We start from the raw sequence: 14539 nt of genomic DNA on the forward strand, positions 1-14539 counted from the left end.
GAGGCGGAGCGCACGCCACCCCGGCGGCGCCGCCCACGCCATCCGCTGCGCTTTTCCTGCTGCATCAAAGGGCTGGCGGCGGGGCATCGCCGCCGCCGCTGCCGCCCGGGCGTCGCACCCGGTTACAGGTTGGGCGCGAGCGCGCGCGCCAGCGCGGCGCGGTCTTCGTGGCGGCGCGCGACCATGTCGTCGAGCTGGTCCTGGCCGATCTTGCCGATGGTGAAGTAGGTCGACTCGGGATGCGCCAGGTAGAAGCCGCTGACCGAAGCGGCCGGCGTCATCGCCAGCGACTCGGTAATGCCCATGCCGATCTCGGCCGCGTCGAGGAACTCGAACATCGGCCCCTTGACGGTGTGCTCCGGGCAGGCCGGATAGCCGGGCGCGGGACGGATGCCGCGGTATTTCTCGGCGATCAGTTCGTCGTTGCTCAGGGCCTCGGCGGCGTCGTAGCCCCACAGGTCCTTGCGCACGCGCTCGTGCAGGCATTCGGCAAAGCCCTCGGCGAGGCGGTCGGCCAGCGCCTTGAGCATGATCGCGCTGTAGTCGTCGTGGTCGGCCTCGAACTGGGCTTCCTTCTTGTCGACGCCGAGGCCCGCGGTGACGGCGAACATGCCGACGTAGTCTGCAATGCCGCTGTCCTTCGGCGCAACGAAGTCAGCCAGGCAGCGGTTGGGCCGGCGCACGCCGTCCACCACCGGACGCTCGCTCTGCTGGCGCACGTTGTGCCAGGTCAGCGCGACCTTGCTGCGGGTCTCGTCGGTATAGATCTCGATATCGTCGTCGTTGACGGTGTTGGCCGGCAGCAGCGCGATCACGCCGTTGGCGGTGAGCCAGCGGCCCTGGATCAGCCGCGACAGCATCGCCTTGCCATCCGAGAACACCTTGCGCGCCGACTCGCCGACGATCTCGTCGTTGAGGATGTCGGGGAATTTGCCGGCCAGGTCCCAGGTCTGGAAGAAGGGGCCCCAGTCGATGTAGTTGGCCAGCTCGGCCAGGTCGTAGTTGCGGAACACGCGGCGGCCGATGAACTTCGGCCTGGGCGGCACGTAGCTGCTCCAGTCGATCGGCGTCTTATTGGCGCGCGCCTGCGCCAGCGTCACCATCGGCGTGGCCTTCTTGTTGGCGTGCTGGATGCGGATGCGCTCGTAGTCGCTCTTCAGCTCGTCCAGGTACCGTGCCGCGCCTTCGTCGGACAGCAGGCTCGATGCCACGCTGACCGAGCGCGAGGCGTCCGGCACGTACACCACCGGGCCTTCGTAGTTGGGCGCGATCTTGACCGCGGTGTGCACGCGCGAGGTGGTGGCGCCGCCGATCAGCAGCGGGATCTTCTTCACGCGGAAGTAGTCGTCGCGCTGCATCTCCGACGCCACGTAGGCCATTTCTTCCAGCGACGGCGTGATCAGCCCGGACAGGCCGACGATGTCCGCGCCCTCGACCTTGGCCTTGGCCAGGATCTCGTTGCACGGCACCATCACGCCCATGTTGACCACCTCGAAGTTATTGCACTGGAGCACTACCGAGACGATGTTCTTGCCGATGTCGTGCACGTCGCCCTTGACCGTGGCGATCACGATCTTGCCGCGCGCGCGCACGTCGCCGCCGGCCTCGGCCAGCAGGCGCTTCTCTTCCTCGATGAAGGGCAGCAGGTGCGCCACCGCCTGCTTCATCACGCGCGCGCTCTTGACCACCTGCGGCAGGAACATCTTGCCGGCGCCGAACAGGTCGCCGACGATGTTCATGCCATCCATCAGCGGGCCCTCGATCACCTCGATCGGGCGGCCGCCGCGCGCGGCGATCTGCTGGCGCGCTTCCTCGGTGTCTTCGACGATAAAGGTGGTGATGCCATGCACCAGCGCGTGCGCCAGGCGCTCGGCCACCGCCACTGGCTGCTCGGGCGTGCCGCGCCAGGCCAGGTTCTCTTCCTTCTTCGCACCGCCGCCCTTGAACCTGTCGGCGATCTCCAGCAGGCGGTCGGTGGCATCGTCGCGGCGGTTCAGCACCACGTCCTCGACGCGCTCGCGCAGCTCGGGATCGAGCTGGTCATACACGCCGAGCTGGCCGGCATTGACGATGCCCATGTCCATGCCCGCCGCGATGGCGTGGTACAGGAACACGGTGTGGATGGCCTCGCGCACCACGTCGTTGCCGCGGAACGAGAACGACACGTTGGAGACGCCGCCGCTGACCTTGGCGTACGGCAGGTTCTGCTTGATCCAGCGCGTGGCCTCGATGAAGTCCACGGCATAGTTGTTGTGTTCCTCGATGCCGGTCGCGACCGCGAAGATATTGGGGTCGAAGATGATGTCTTCCGGCGGGAAGCCGACTTCATTGACCAGGATGTCGTAGCTGCGCTGGCAGATCTCGGTCTTGCGCGCGAAGGTATCGGCCTGGCCCTGCTCGTCGAAGGCCATCACCACGCTGGCGGCGCCGTAGCGGCGGATCAGCTCGGCATGGTGGCGGAACTGCTCCTCGCCTTCCTTCAGCGAGATCGAATTGACCACCGGCTTGCCCTGCACGCACTGCAGGCCGGCCTCGATCACCTCCCACTTGGACGAGTCGATCATGATCGGCACGCGCGCGATGTCGGGCTCGGACGCGATCAGGTTCAGGAAGCGAACCATCGCGGCCTTCGAGTCCAGCATGGCCTCGTCCATGTTGATGTCGATGATCTGCGCGCCGTTCTCGACCTGCTGGCGCGCCACCGCCAGCGCCTCGTCGAACTGGCCGTTCAGGATCATGCGCGCGAAGGCCTTGGAGCCGGTCACGTTGGTGCGCTCGCCGACGTTGACGAACAGCGTGTCGTCGTCGATGGTGAAGGGCTCGAGGCCGGACAGGCGCATCGGGCGCGGGGGCAGTTTGTTCTCGCTCATGTTGTCAGGCTCTCGGGCTCAGGCGGCGTCGCGGTACTGGCCGGGCCAGCTGCGGGGTTTCTTGTCGGCCACGCGCTGGGCGATGGCGGCGATGTGCTCGGGCGTGGTGCCGCAGCAGCCGCCCACCAGGTTCACCAGTCCGGAGGCGGCGAACTCTTCGACCAGCGACGACGTGACCTCGGGGGTTTCGTCGAAGCCCGTGTCGCTCATCGGGTTGGGCAAACCCGCATTCGGGTAGCACGACACCGCGGCATCGCAGATCTTGGCCAGCTCGGCGATATAGGGGCGCATCAGCGTCGCGCCCAGCGCGCAGTTCAGCCCGAACGTCACCGGGCGCGCATGGCGCAGGCTGTTCCAGAACGCCTCGACGGTCTGGCCCGACAGAATCCGGCCCGAGGCATCGGTCACGGTGCCGGAGATCATCACCGGCACGCGCTCGCCGGTGTCCTCGAACAGCTGGTCGATGGCGAACAGCGCGGCCTTGGCGTTGAGCGTGTCGAAGATGGTCTCGACCAGGAACACGTCGGCGCCGCCTTCGAGCAAGGCCTGGCCCTGCTCGTAATAGGACTGGCGCAGTTCCTCGAAGGTGACGTTGCGCGCGCCGGGGTCGTTCACGTCGGGCGAGATGCTGGCGGTCTTGGGCGTGGGGCCGAAGGCGCCGGCGACGAAACGCGGCTTGTCGGGCGTGCTGTACTTGTCGCAGGCGGCGCGCGCCAGGCGCGCGGCCTCGACGTTCATCTCGTACGCCAGCTCGGCCATCTTGTAGTCTTCCTGCGCCACGCGGGTAGCACCGAAGGTATTGGTCTCGATCAGGTCGGCGCCGGCGGCCAGGTATTGCTCGTGGATCTCGCTGATGACCTGCGGGCGCGTCAGCAGCAGCAGTTCGTTGTTGCCCTTCACGTCCACCTTGTGTTCGGCAAAGCGCTCGCCGCGGTAGTCGGCCTCGCTCAGCTTGTAGCGCTGGATCATGGTGCCCATGGCGCCATCCAGGATCAGGATGCGTTCTTGCAGCAGCCGGGGCAGCTCGGCAGCCCGGGTGTAGGGGCGCGGTGCGGCCGCGCGGGATTCAGGGGCACTCATGGCGGGGAACTCTGGAAAGGCGGGGCCGGCGGAGCTTCGACGGTAGGCCGCGGTGGCCGATGGCGGCCAGGGAGGTGCGATTTTATCAGGTGTATCAAGGCCTTGCGGGCGCCTTCGGTTGCCTGCCGGACGCTCCCGCGCCTACACTGAGAGGCGTAAACAGCACCGTCCGGCGGCCCGCGCCGCGCCACTTCCGACCATGCAACACCTGTCCCCGACCGACGCCCACGCCTTGCTGGCGCAATCGCCCGAGACGCTCTTCATCGACTGCCGCAGCGAGATGGAATACCTGTTCGTCGGCCATCCCAAGGGCGCGCACAACGTGCCCTGGAACGACGGCCCGGACTGGGAGGTCAACCCGCATTTCGTGCAGATGGTGAAAAAGCTCGCCGGGCAGGCCTCGGCGCGGCCGGTGCTGCTGATCTGCCGCAGCGGCAACCGCTCGTCCGCCGCGGCACGCGCGCTCGAGGGCGCGGGTTTCTCCAACGTACGCTTTGTGCTGCACGGCTTCGAGGGCGACCTCGACGCGGAGCGCCACCGCAATACGCTCAACGGCTGGCGCCACGACGGGCTGCCGTGGGAACAGTACTGAGCCGTCGCGCTCGGCCGCAAGCAAGCAAAAGCCCGCCGAAGCGGGCTTTTTTTGTCGCGAAACCGGGCGGGCGACGGCTCGGGCGCCGGCCCGGCGAGGCCGCTCAGTGCATCACCAGCGGGTGCGTCATCACGTTATCGAACTTGCCGAGGAAGTCATCGACCTCCTCCACCGACGGCTCGCTTTCGATCAGCCGCTTGACGTCGGCGCGGAAGCTTTCGGCAAGCTGCCCGCCCAGGAAAATCTCCCGCTTCAGGTTCTTGTCGACGATTTCGTAGCCGCCGAATTCGAGCGGCGCTTGCTCGACATCCGCACCGAACTCGACGATGCAGTAGTTGTCGCTGTTGTAGATCATTTGCATGGCACACCTCCTGGGCGTCATGGATGGGCGGCTCGCCCTTGTGGTTCTTGCCTCAGTTGTTGCCATGAGGGGGCGCCGCGGCTTTACCTCCAAACTTGGGGTGACCGGCGGTAAATCAAGTTATCGGGTGCCTGTCACCACGTTGCCACGATTTTCTGCCTTACATGAATTGGGCATCGGCCAATGCAACAAGTTTCTTGAGCCTGGAACATCAGTGTGTTGCTTGTCACGGAACGTCGCACTGGCCCCCGCATGCGGCGCTCCCCAGGAATGCGTCCAGCGCGGCGTGGAAGCGTTCCGGCTGCTCCACGTGCACCAGGTGCGCCGCTTGCGGCACCACCTCGAGCCGGGACCCGGCGATCGCCGCGGCAATGCTTTGTGCCATCGCCACGGTAGCGCCCTGGTCCTGCTCGCCCGCTACTACCAGCGTAGGACAATGAATGCGGGAAAGCGCGCCGGCCAGGTCGAAAGCCATGATGGCCTCGGCCACACCCACGTATCCACGTACCGGAGTCGCCACCAGCATGTCGCGGATACGCAACACTTCTTCCGGATGTGACGCATGGAACGCCGGGGTCAGCCAGCGTCCGAGAGTGGCATCGGCCAGCCCGGCCATGCCATGGGCCTCGGCCTGGCCGATGCGGTTGTGCCACATCGGGTGGGCTTCCATCGGCGTCTGGCTGTTGGTCGCCACCAGCGTCAGTGAGAGCAGCCGCTCGGGATGTCGCAGCCCCATGCTCTGCCCGATCATGCCGCCGACCGAGATGCCGCAGAAATGCGCCTGCGGGATCTGCAGCGCATCCATCACGGCGACCACGTCGTCGGCCAGCCGCGTCATGGTGTAGGGGCCGAGCGGGGCATCGCTGGCGCCGTGGCCGCGCAGGTCAGGGCGCACCACGCGGTAGCGGCCGGCCAGGTGCCGGGCCGTGAGGTCCCACAGGGTATGGTCGGCCGCCAGGGCGTGGGTCAGGATCACCCAGGGCCCGTCGGCGCCGTCCAGGCGCACGTGCAGGTCGGCGCCGTCGGCGTGGATGCGGCGGGTTTCGGTGGGCGGCGTGGCAACGGTCATGGCTGGGACTCCTTTCGGTCAAGCCTGCGTGGATATGGTCAGACCGGCGGCGCGAACCGGCGGCGCTACGGCCCTTCCCTGCCGCGGTACACCAGGTCGATCTGGGTGCCGTCGGGCTCGGTCTGGCGCAACCGCACCGGCATCCAGCCGAGCGACTGCGCCAGCCAGACCTCGACCCGGCGCCGGTCGTTGGCGCGGCGCGGCAGCCGCACGAAGTGCTTGGCGCGCACCACGCCCTGGCCGGTGTCGACCTCGACCTCTCCAACATACTGCACTTGCATCGGTTGCACATCCCGGGTGTCGGCCACCTGGAACGCTTCCGTCACGCCGGGCGTGACATAGCGCTGCGGATTGCCGCGCACCAGGCCCACCAGTTGCAGGAAGACGCTGAAGCGGTCCTGCGCTCCTGGCGGGAACGGCGCCTGCGCGCCCGAGGCAAAAGCCACGGTGCCGGCCGCGGTGTCGATGCGCGAAGCCTCGACCTTGTTGCGGCGGCGCTCTTCGTAGCGTTCCGGCAACAGTCCCTGCTCGGTCAGTGCGCCGCTGCTCTGGAAGGCAAAGCGGAACCACAGCACGCGGGTCTCGACCGCGAGCCGGTAGCGGCTGCCGTCCTGCTCCCAGCGGATCAGGCCGTCGGGGTTCTGCACGCCGTTGACGAAGCTGGCGTAATGCATGGTCGCCGACGCGGGCGCGCTGTAGCGCACGCCGTTGACCCCGCCCTGCGGCCCGCCGGAGGGCGCCGGCGCGGCGGCGGCGGGCGCGGCCGCGCTGCCTTCGCCGCCGCTGCCGGCGGCCATCTCGGCGGCGCCCTGCGGGCTGGTGGCCAGCGGCGGGGCCGGCTCGGGGGCCGGGGCGGGCACTTCCGGCTCGGGCCGCGGTGCCGCGGGCTTGGGCTGCGGGCGCGGCGCGCGCGCGATCGGCCGCGGCTTGGGTGGCGCTGGCGGCGCCGGCGGCGGCAGCAGCACGGCTTCCAGCGTGGGGGTATTGCTGACATCGACCGGGATCAGCGGCCCGGGCATGCGCACCAGTCCCACCACCGCCAGCAGGTGGACCAGCAGCACCAGCGCAATCACAAAGATCCAGCGGCGCCGGCGCCAGACGCGGGAGTCCGCGCCGCGCCGGGCGTCAGGTTCAGGCGTGGCCGGTTTGTCCGGCCGGCGTGGCGGCGGCACCAAGGTAGCCGAGTTCCGATGAGAGCTGTTGGGCGATGGCGCGTACACGGCGATCCATCGTACCGCCCCATTCTGCATCGAATATGCTTTGCGCGCCCAGCACGATCAGCCCCATGGCGAGATGGCCATTGGCGTCGAACACCGGCATCGAGAACGCGTTGATGCCCGGCAGCACGCCGCCGAGCGTGCGCGCGGCGCCGTGCGCGCGCACCTCGGCGCAGATCGCGTCGTAGTCGGCCAGCGTGCGCGGCATGTCGGGCACGCCGTCATGGCCACGCGCGCCCAGCTCGCGCTCGATCAGCGGCAGGGTCTGCTTGCGCGGCAGGTAGGCGCCGTAGAGCCGGCCGGTGGCGGAGTTGAGCATCGGCATCACGTCGCCCAGGCGCAGGCTGACGGTGACCGGGTGGCTGGACTCCTCCCAGTGCACCACGGTGGGACCGTGGTTGCCCCACACGGCGATCCCCGCGGTCAGGTCCAGCTCGTCGCGCAGCTGCGACAGGATCGGGCGCGCCTTCTTGACCGGATCGAGGCGGTTCAGGCCCGCCAGGCCCAGTTGCAGCGCGAACGGCCCCAGGTCATAGCGCCCGCTGACCGGATCCTGCGCCACCGCGCCCAGCCGCATAAAGCTGACCAGGTAGCGGTGGGCCTTGGCCGGGTTCATGTCGGCGGCGGCGGCCAGGTCGCGCAGCATCATCGCGCGCGGCGATGCCGCCAGCGCCTGCAGCAGCCTGAAGCCCACTTCGATGGACTGGATGCCGGAACGCAGCTTGGCGTCTTCTTCTTCGATCTCTGACATGCGGGTGGCAGGGCGTGTGCTTGCTGGCTGGGGGAGGGAAAAATCCTAGGTAAATTTACTATAGCGAAATCGATTTACCAATTTTTAAGCGCTCGGTAGACTTTCTTCGCTACAGACCCGGCCGGCGGGCGCACGTGCGGCCCGCCAGACCGGGCCCCGTTTTACCATGGAGACCACCGATGCGCCCCCCTGGCTACTTCCGCCCCGCCCTCGCCGCGTTCGCCGCCTGCGCCGCCGCTCCCTTGTTCGCCTTGCTGTGCGCCGCCAGCAACCCCGCGCGCGCCGACAACTGGCCGTCGCAGCCGATCCGCTGGGTCGTGCCCTATCCCGCCGGCGGCGGCACCGATGTGGTGGCGCGCACGGTGGCCCAGGCGATCACGCCGGGGCTGGGCAAGCAGGTGGTGATCGACAACCGGCCGGGTGCGGCCACCATCGTCGGCGCCGATGCCGTGGCGCATGCCAGGCCCGACGGCTACACCGTGCTGACCGCCGATACCGCCACGCTGGCCGCCAATCCCTCGCTGTACAAGAAGCTGCCGTACAACGCCGACAAGGACTTCGTCTATATCGGCCAGCTGGCGCGCTTCCCGCTGGTGCTGGTGGCCAATCCGAACTTCCCCGCGCGCACGCTCAAGGAAGCGATCGACTATGCGCAGAAGCACCCGGGCAAGGTCAACTTTGCCTCGCCGGGCGCGGGCAGCCCGCACCATCTGGCGATGGAGCTGTTCATGGACCAGACCCGGGTCAAGATGACGCACGTGCCCTACAAGGGCGCCGCGCCCGCGGTGCAGGACCTGCTCGCGGGCCAGGTCGACCTGATGTTCCTGGACCTGGCCTCGGGCCAGCAGAACGTGCAGGCCGGCAAGCTGCGCGCGCTCGGGGTGGCCACGCCAAAACGGCTCACCGTGCTGCCGAGTGTGCCGACGGTTGCCGAAGGCGGGGTGGCCGGCTTCGAGGCCTACGCCTGGCAAGGCATGGTGGCGCCGGCGGGCACGCCCCAGGCGGTGGTCACGCGGCTGAACGCCGAGCTGGTCAAGGCGCTGAAGACGCCCGAGGTGCAGAAGAAGCTGGAAGGCGTGGGCGTGGAAGCGGTGTCGAGCACGCCCGAGGAATTCGCCAGCTACGCACGCGCCGAGGCCGAGCGCTGGGGCAAGTTGATCAGGGCCAAGGGCATCACCGTCGACTGAACCGCGCGTGGCGCCGCGTTAGACTAGCGCCCATTGCGCCTGCCCGGCAGGCGCCCCTGCTCCCTCCCGTATCCCATGAAACTCGCAACCCTGAAGGACGGTTCGCGCGACGGCCAGCTGGTGGTCGTGTCGCGCGACCTGAAGACCGCGCATTACGCCACCGACATCGCCGGCAAGCTGCAGGCCGTGCTCGACGACTGGCAGTTCTACGCGCCGCAGCTGCAGGACCTGTACGACGCGCTCAACGGCGGCCGCGTGCGGCATCCGTTCCCGTTCGCGCCGAAGGACTGCATGGCGCCGCTGCCGCGCGCCTATCAGTGGGCCGACGGCTCCGCCTATGTCAACCATGTCGAGCTGGTGCGCAAGGCGCGCGGCGCCGAGATGCCGCCCGAGTTCTGGACCGACCCGCTGATGTACCAGGGCGGCTCCGACGATTTCCTGGGCCCGCAGGACGACATCGTCTGCGCCAGCGAGGCCTTCGGCATCGACTTCGAGGCCGAGTTGGCGGTGATCACCGGCGACGTCCGGATGGGCGCCACCCCGGAGCAGGCCGGCGAGGCCATCCGGCTGGTGATGCTGGCCAACGACGTCTCGCTGCGCAACCTGATCCCGGCCGAACTGGGCAAGGGCTTCGGCTTCTTCCAGAGCAAGCCGGCGACGGCGTTCTCGCCGGTCGCGGTGACCCCCGACGAGCTCGGCGAGGCCTGGCGCGAGCGCAAGGTGCACCTGCCGATGACGGTGCACTGGAACAGCAAGAAGGTGGGCCAGCCCGACTGCGGCACCGACATGGTGTTCGACTTCGGCCAGCTGATCGCGCATATCTGCAAGACCCGCAACGTGCGCGCCGGCAGCATCGTCGGCTCGGGCACGATCTCCAACGTCGACCGCAAGAAGGGCTACTGCTGCATCGCCGAGAAACGCATGCTCGAGATCATCGACGCCGGCAAGCCGGTGACCGAATTCATGAAGTTCGGCGACGCGGTCAAGATCGAGATGTTCGACGCGCAGGGCCATTCGGTGTTCGGCGCGATCGACCAGCTGGTGGCCGCTGCCTGAGGCCCGCCGGGCCCCGGGGCAGACGCGCGCCGGATTTGCATATAATTAACCGACCGCCCGGTTGGTAAATTAACCTGCTTCCGGCGCCCGCGCTGGCGTCCACTGAAAAGGCCCCCATGACTACGTCCTCCGCTGACACCGCCGCCCTGTCCCCGCGCTACGAGCGCTACCGCGCGCTGACCCTGCGCCGCCACGGCCCGATCCTGGAAATCGTCATGGGCGCGGCCCAGTCGGCCAACCAGAAGCTGGCCACCGCCGACGCCGGCATGCATCGCGAGCTGGCCGAAATCTGGCGCGACGTCTCCGCCGACCCCGAGGTGCGCGTGGCACTGATCCGCGGCGAGGGCAAGGGTTTCTCCGCCGGCGGCGACCTGGCGCTGGTCGAGGACATGGCCAACGACTTCGACACCCGCACGCGCGTCTGGCACGAGGCGCGCGACCTGGTCTACAACGTCATCAACTGCGACAAGCCGGTGGTCTCGGCGATGCACGGGCCGGCGGTCGGCGCCGGGCTGGTGGCGGGGCTGCTGGCCGATATCTCGATCGCGGCGAAGACCGCGCGCATCGTCGACGGCCATACCCGGCTGGGCGTGGCCGCGGGCGACCATGCCGCGATCGTGTGGCCGCTGCTGTGCGGAATGGCCAAGGCCAAGTACTATCTGATGCTGTGCGAGTCGGTCAGCGGCGAAGAGGCCGAGCGGATCGGCCTGGTCTCGCTGGCGGTGGATGAGGACGAACTGGTGGCACGCGCTTTCGAGGTGGCCAACCGGCTGGCGGCGGGATCGCAGAGCGCGATCCGCTGGACCAAGTACGCCCTCAACAACTGGCTGCGCATGGCCGGTCCCGCTTTCGATACCTCGCTGGCGCTCGAATTCATGGGCTTTGCCGGCCCCGACGTGCACGAAGGCATGGCGAGCCTGCGCGAAAAGCGGCCGCCTCAGTTCAGGTAACGACGGCGCAGCCGCGCTCCCGGAGGTCCGGGCACCGGGCTGCGCCGCACACGGAGCGCGCGACCATGTTCGGACAGATTCCCGATTTCACCAACGGCTTCGACTTCATGCGCCGGCTATGGGGCGGCGCCGGCATGCCCGCCAGCCTGATGCCCGGCCTGCAGGCGATGACGCCGCCGATGGACCTGGAAGACCTCGACAAGCGCATCGCCGACCTGAAGGCGGTGGAGAGCTGGCTGCAGCTCAATACCAACCTGCTGCGCACCACCATCCAGGGGCTGGAAGTGCAGCGCGCCACGCTGGTGGCGCTGCAGACCTTCGGCAACGCGCTGTCGCCCGAGGCGATGCAATCGGCGATGGAAAACGTCGCGCGCGCGGCCAACGCGCCCAGCGCCGAGGCGCCGCAGCGCACCGGCGCGGATACCGGCGCCGGTACCAGCGCGGACACCGGCAGTGCTGCGCAGCCCGAGCCGCCGGCCGCCGAGCCGGCGCAGGCTGGCGCCAGCGACGCGGAGGCCGCTCCGGCGCCCAACGCCGCGCTATGGTGGGACATGCTGCAACAGCAGTTCAACCAGATCGCCAGCAGCGCCGCGGCAGCCAGCATGGTGCCGTTCGGCATGGGCGGCTTTGGCGCGACTGGCGCCGCCACGCCGGCCGGCACCACGCCAGCCGGCGCCGACAAGCCGAAGACCGCGGCAGCGGGCAAGACACCGCCGGCCGGAACCGGCAGGCCTGCCGCGAAGAAGGCGCCGGCGAAGAAGGCGCCGGCGCAGCAAGCGGCCGCCAAGAAGTCGGCCAAGGCCAGGCCGCCGCGGGAGACCGGGGGTGGCCGTGGTGGCAACGGCAGCAGCAACGGCGGCGGCAACGGCAGCAACAACGGCGGCAGCAACGGAGGCAGCGTCACCAACTGAGCCTGCCGCTGCCTGGCGCCTCCCATCCACCCATGCATCGCGATTCCCTGCCACTGCCCGCCGCGGCGCCCGCTTCCACGCCGGACCCTGCCGCGACCGCCCTGATCCTGATGGGCGGCGGCGCGCGTGCCGCCTACCAGGCCGGCGTGCTCAATGGCGTGGCCCGCATCGCCGCGCGCCATGGCCAGGCGCAGGCGGCGCTGCCGTTCGGCATCCTCGCCGGCACTTCGGCCGGGGCCATCAACGGGGCGGCGCTGGCCATCCATGCCGGCGACTTCGAGGCCGCCACGCAGAGCCTTGGCGCGCTCTGGCACAGCATCCATGCCGACGAGGTCTACCGCACCGATGTGCTGCGCGTGGGCGTGTCGGGGGCGCGCTGGCTGTCGACGCTGGCCTTGGGCTGGGCCACGCAGCGGCGCGCACCGCGCGCGCTGTTCGACAACACGCCGCTGGGCGGCCTGCTGGCCGAACTGTTCGAGCCCGCGCGGGTGCAGGCCAGCCTCGACAGCGGCGCGCTGCAGGCATTCGCGGTCACGGCGCTGTCGTACAGCACCGGGCGGCACGTGACCTTCTACCAGTCGCACCACCGCATCCATCCGTGGCACCGCAGCCAGCGCATCGCGGTGCCGGCGCAGATCACGGTGGACCACCTGCTGGCCTCGTCGTCGATCCCGTTCCTGTTCCCGGCCATGCCGCTGGAGCTGGACGGCCACCACGAGTGGTTCGGCGACGGCACCATGCGCCAGATGTCGCCGCTGTCGCCGGCGATCCACCTCGGCGCGTCGCGCATCCTGGCGATCGGCGCGGCCTCGCGCCAGCGCTCGGGCTGGTTCGACACCATGCCGGGCGGCGGCTATCCGTCGCTGGCGCAGGTGGGCGGCCAGGCGCTCGCCAGCATCTTCCTGGACGGCCTGAACGCCGACCTGGAGCGGCTGCTGCATATCAACCGGCTGCTGGCGCGCATGCCCGAAGTGGCCGGCGACCGCGAAGGCTGGCGCCCGGTGCAGGTGATGACGGTGGCGCCCAGCGAGCCGATCGAGGCCATCGCCGCGGAGCACCAGAAGCAGCTGCCGCGCACCGTGCGCGCGCTGCTGGCGCCGCTGGGCGGCACCGAGGCGCGCGGCGCCGCGTTCGCCAGCTACCTGCTGTTCGAACCGGCCTTCACGCAGGCGCTGATCGCATTGGGCGAGCGCGACGCCGAAGCCCAGGCCGACGAGCTGGCGGCCTTCCTCTACGGCATCGTGCCCGGCACCACGCCAGCCGCACCCGATACGGGCGACCACACGGCCGAGCAGGCAGTCTCACCCTGAGTTGCCGCCGTCACATGGCGCCGCTGCGGGCGCCCGCGCTGGCACTTTGGCCCGCCGCCGCGACGCTGATCGCCCGGAAAATGCCCGAGGCGCCGGCAAACGACGCCCAAAGCGTTGCATTTGGCCCGATCCACCCTAAAAAAGGAGAGAAGAGAATAATTCGCATCTGGTAGAATCTGCCCGTAATTTCAAAGGCTTACCATGCTCTACCCCGAACTGTTCAAATCGTTGGAAGCCGTCCGCTGGCACATGGACAAGGACATCCCCTGGGATACCTTCGACGCCAGCATGCTGACGGACGACCAGGCCAAGACCATTCGCATGAATGCGATCACGGAATGGTCCGCCCTGCCCGCGACCGAGATGTTCCTGCGCGACAACCGCCACGACTCTGACTTTTCGGCGTTCATGAGCATCTGGTTCTTCGAGGAGCAGAAGCACTCGCTGGTGCTGATGGAGTACCTGCGCCGCTTCCGTCCGGACCTGGTGCCGACCGAGGAAGAACTGCACGCGGTGCGCTTCGAGTTCGACCCGGCGCCGCCGCTGGAAACGCTGATGCTGCATTTCTGCGGCGAGATCCGCCTGAACCACTGGTATCGCCGTGCCGCCGAATGGCACACCGAACCGGTGATCAAGCATATCTACCGCACCCTGTCGCAGGACGAAGCCCGCCACGGCGGCGCCTACCTGCGCTACATGAAGAAGTACCTGGCGCAGTTCGGCGACAGCGCGCGCGCCGCCTTCGCCAAGATCGGCGTGCTGATGGCATCGGCGCGCCGCACCGAGAAGCCGCTGCACCCGACCAACCTGCACGTCAACAAGGCGCTGTTCCCCAACGACACGGTGCAGTCGCGCCTGCCCGATCCCGACTGGCTCGAGAAATGGCTGGACGAGCAGATCCGCTTCGACGAAGGCTGGGAGAAGAAGGTCATCGAACGGATCCTGCACAACATGTCGCTGCTGTTCGAGCGCACCTTCGAAACCGTGCAGGACCTGAACCGCTACCGCAAGGAGCTGAACGCCAGCCTGCAAGGCGCTGGCGCGGCCCGCCCGGCGCAGGCCTGAGCGTCCGGGACCGACAAAAAAAGCCCCGCCGAAGCGGGGCTTTTTTGCCTTCTTTTTACCTTCTTTTTACCTTCTCGCATTCCCGACAAATGCGACCCGCGGCGGCGCGCCGGATCGGGT

Annotated in this window: 13 protein-coding genes; 7 read left to right on the forward strand and 6 right to left on the reverse strand. The window is 68.7% G+C overall.

Annotation, left to right across the window (positions count from 1 at the left end; all coding sequences use genetic code 11):
* Positions 1-122: 122 nt before the first annotated feature.
* Positions 123-2870 (reverse strand): methionine synthase, encoded by a 2748-nt coding sequence (metH, locus tag A3AG_RS0117340; protein ID WP_018006650.1) that lies wholly within the window; start codon positions 2868-2870, stop codon positions 123-125.
* 18 nt (positions 2871-2888) lie between these two features.
* A complete protein-coding gene (locus A3AG_RS0117345; RefSeq protein WP_018006651.1) occupies positions 2889-3950 on the reverse strand; it encodes a homocysteine S-methyltransferase family protein in 1062 nt (353 codons plus the stop codon).
* A gap of 199 nt (positions 3951-4149) precedes the next feature.
* Between A3AG_RS0117345 and A3AG_RS0117350 the strand changes: the two genes are divergently transcribed.
* On the forward strand, positions 4150-4542 hold the full coding sequence (locus A3AG_RS0117350) for a rhodanese-like domain-containing protein (protein WP_018006652.1): 393 nt from the start codon (positions 4150-4152) through the stop codon (positions 4540-4542).
* 103 nt (positions 4543-4645) lie between these two features.
* Here the strand turns inward: A3AG_RS0117350 and A3AG_RS0117355 are convergent, their stop codons facing one another.
* The 4 genes from A3AG_RS0117355 to A3AG_RS0117370 all read right to left on the reverse strand — a co-directional run bounded on the left by A3AG_RS0117355 (position 4646) and on the right by A3AG_RS0117370 (position 7940).
* On the reverse strand, positions 4646-4903 hold the full coding sequence (locus A3AG_RS0117355; protein WP_012351433.1) for a BTH_I0359 family protein: 258 nt from the start codon (positions 4901-4903) through the stop codon (positions 4646-4648).
* Between the two features lie 226 nt (positions 4904-5129).
* Entirely contained in the window at positions 5130-5972 is an 843-nt protein-coding gene (locus tag A3AG_RS0117360; protein ID WP_018006653.1) for an alpha/beta fold hydrolase, read from the reverse strand.
* A gap of 65 nt (positions 5973-6037) precedes the next feature.
* A complete protein-coding gene (locus tag A3AG_RS0117365) occupies positions 6038-7045 on the reverse strand; it encodes a DUF3108 domain-containing protein (protein ID WP_240619874.1) in 1008 nt (335 codons plus the stop codon).
* A gap of 58 nt (positions 7046-7103) precedes the next feature.
* Positions 7104-7940 (reverse strand): IclR family transcriptional regulator, encoded by an 837-nt coding sequence (locus A3AG_RS0117370; RefSeq protein WP_018006655.1) that lies wholly within the window; start codon positions 7938-7940, stop codon positions 7104-7106.
* Between the two features lie 179 nt (positions 7941-8119).
* Here A3AG_RS0117370 and A3AG_RS0117375 point away from each other — a divergent pair, with 179 nt between their 5' ends.
* The 6 genes from A3AG_RS0117375 to A3AG_RS0117400 all read left to right on the forward strand — a co-directional run bounded on the left by A3AG_RS0117375 (position 8120) and on the right by A3AG_RS0117400 (position 14419).
* Entirely contained in the window at positions 8120-9127 is a 1008-nt protein-coding gene (locus A3AG_RS0117375; RefSeq protein ID WP_018006656.1) for a Bug family tripartite tricarboxylate transporter substrate binding protein, read from the forward strand.
* A gap of 75 nt (positions 9128-9202) precedes the next feature.
* The gene (locus A3AG_RS0117380; protein ID WP_018006657.1) at positions 9203-10183 is read left to right on the forward strand and encodes a fumarylacetoacetate hydrolase family protein; all 981 of its coding nucleotides are present in this window, start codon (positions 9203-9205) and stop codon (positions 10181-10183) included.
* A gap of 116 nt (positions 10184-10299) precedes the next feature.
* Complete coding sequence (locus A3AG_RS0117385) at positions 10300-11133, forward strand: enoyl-CoA hydratase/isomerase family protein (protein ID WP_018006658.1); 834 nt, start codon at positions 10300-10302, stop codon at positions 11131-11133.
* A gap of 65 nt (positions 11134-11198) precedes the next feature.
* Positions 11199-12044, forward strand: a complete 846-nt coding sequence (locus A3AG_RS0117390; protein WP_018006659.1) for a PhaM family polyhydroxyalkanoate granule multifunctional regulatory protein — start codon at positions 11199-11201, stop codon at positions 12042-12044.
* Positions 12045-12076: 32 nt separating this feature from the next.
* Entirely contained in the window at positions 12077-13354 is a 1278-nt protein-coding gene (locus A3AG_RS0117395) for a patatin-like phospholipase family protein (protein WP_018006660.1), read from the forward strand.
* 201 nt (positions 13355-13555) lie between these two features.
* Positions 13556-14419 (forward strand): ferritin family protein, encoded by an 864-nt coding sequence (locus tag A3AG_RS0117400; RefSeq protein WP_018006661.1) that lies wholly within the window; start codon positions 13556-13558, stop codon positions 14417-14419.
* Positions 14420-14539: the final 120 nt, after the last annotated feature.

The organism is Cupriavidus neocaledonicus (assembly GCF_000372525.1).
Taxonomy (GTDB): Bacteria; Pseudomonadota; Gammaproteobacteria; order Burkholderiales; family Burkholderiaceae; genus Cupriavidus; species Cupriavidus neocaledonicus.

Bases quoted from the DNA above. Each gene is read 5' to 3' on its own strand.
- A3AG_RS0117355 (WP_012351433.1), bottom strand. From the start codon at position 4,903: ATGCAAATGATCTACAACAGCGACAACTACTGCATCGTCGAGTTCGGT.
- A3AG_RS0117375 (WP_018006656.1), top strand. From the start codon at position 8,120: ATGCGCCCCCCTGGCTACTTCCGCCCCGCCCTCGCCGCGTTCGCCGCC.
- A3AG_RS0117370 (WP_018006655.1), bottom strand. From the start codon at position 7,940: ATGTCAGAGATCGAAGAAGAAGACGCCAAGCTGCGTTCCGGCATCCAG.
- A3AG_RS0117350 (WP_018006652.1), top strand. From the start codon at position 4,150: ATGCAACACCTGTCCCCGACCGACGCCCACGCCTTGCTGGCGCAATCG.
- A3AG_RS0117345 (WP_018006651.1), bottom strand. From the start codon at position 3,950: ATGAGTGCCCCTGAATCCCGCGCGGCCGCACCGCGCCCCTACACCCGG.
- A3AG_RS0117395 (WP_018006660.1), top strand. From the start codon at position 12,077: ATGCATCGCGATTCCCTGCCACTGCCCGCCGCGGCGCCCGCTTCCACG.
- A3AG_RS0117400 (WP_018006661.1), top strand. From the start codon at position 13,556: ATGCTCTACCCCGAACTGTTCAAATCGTTGGAAGCCGTCCGCTGGCAC.
- metH (WP_018006650.1), bottom strand. From the start codon at position 2,870: ATGAGCGAGAACAAACTGCCCCCGCGCCCGATGCGCCTGTCCGGCCTC.
- A3AG_RS0117360 (WP_018006653.1), bottom strand. From the start codon at position 5,972: ATGACCGTTGCCACGCCGCCCACCGAAACCCGCCGCATCCACGCCGAC.
- A3AG_RS0117385 (WP_018006658.1), top strand. From the start codon at position 10,300: ATGACTACGTCCTCCGCTGACACCGCCGCCCTGTCCCCGCGCTACGAG.
- A3AG_RS0117390 (WP_018006659.1), top strand. From the start codon at position 11,199: ATGTTCGGACAGATTCCCGATTTCACCAACGGCTTCGACTTCATGCGC.
- A3AG_RS0117380 (WP_018006657.1), top strand. From the start codon at position 9,203: ATGAAACTCGCAACCCTGAAGGACGGTTCGCGCGACGGCCAGCTGGTG.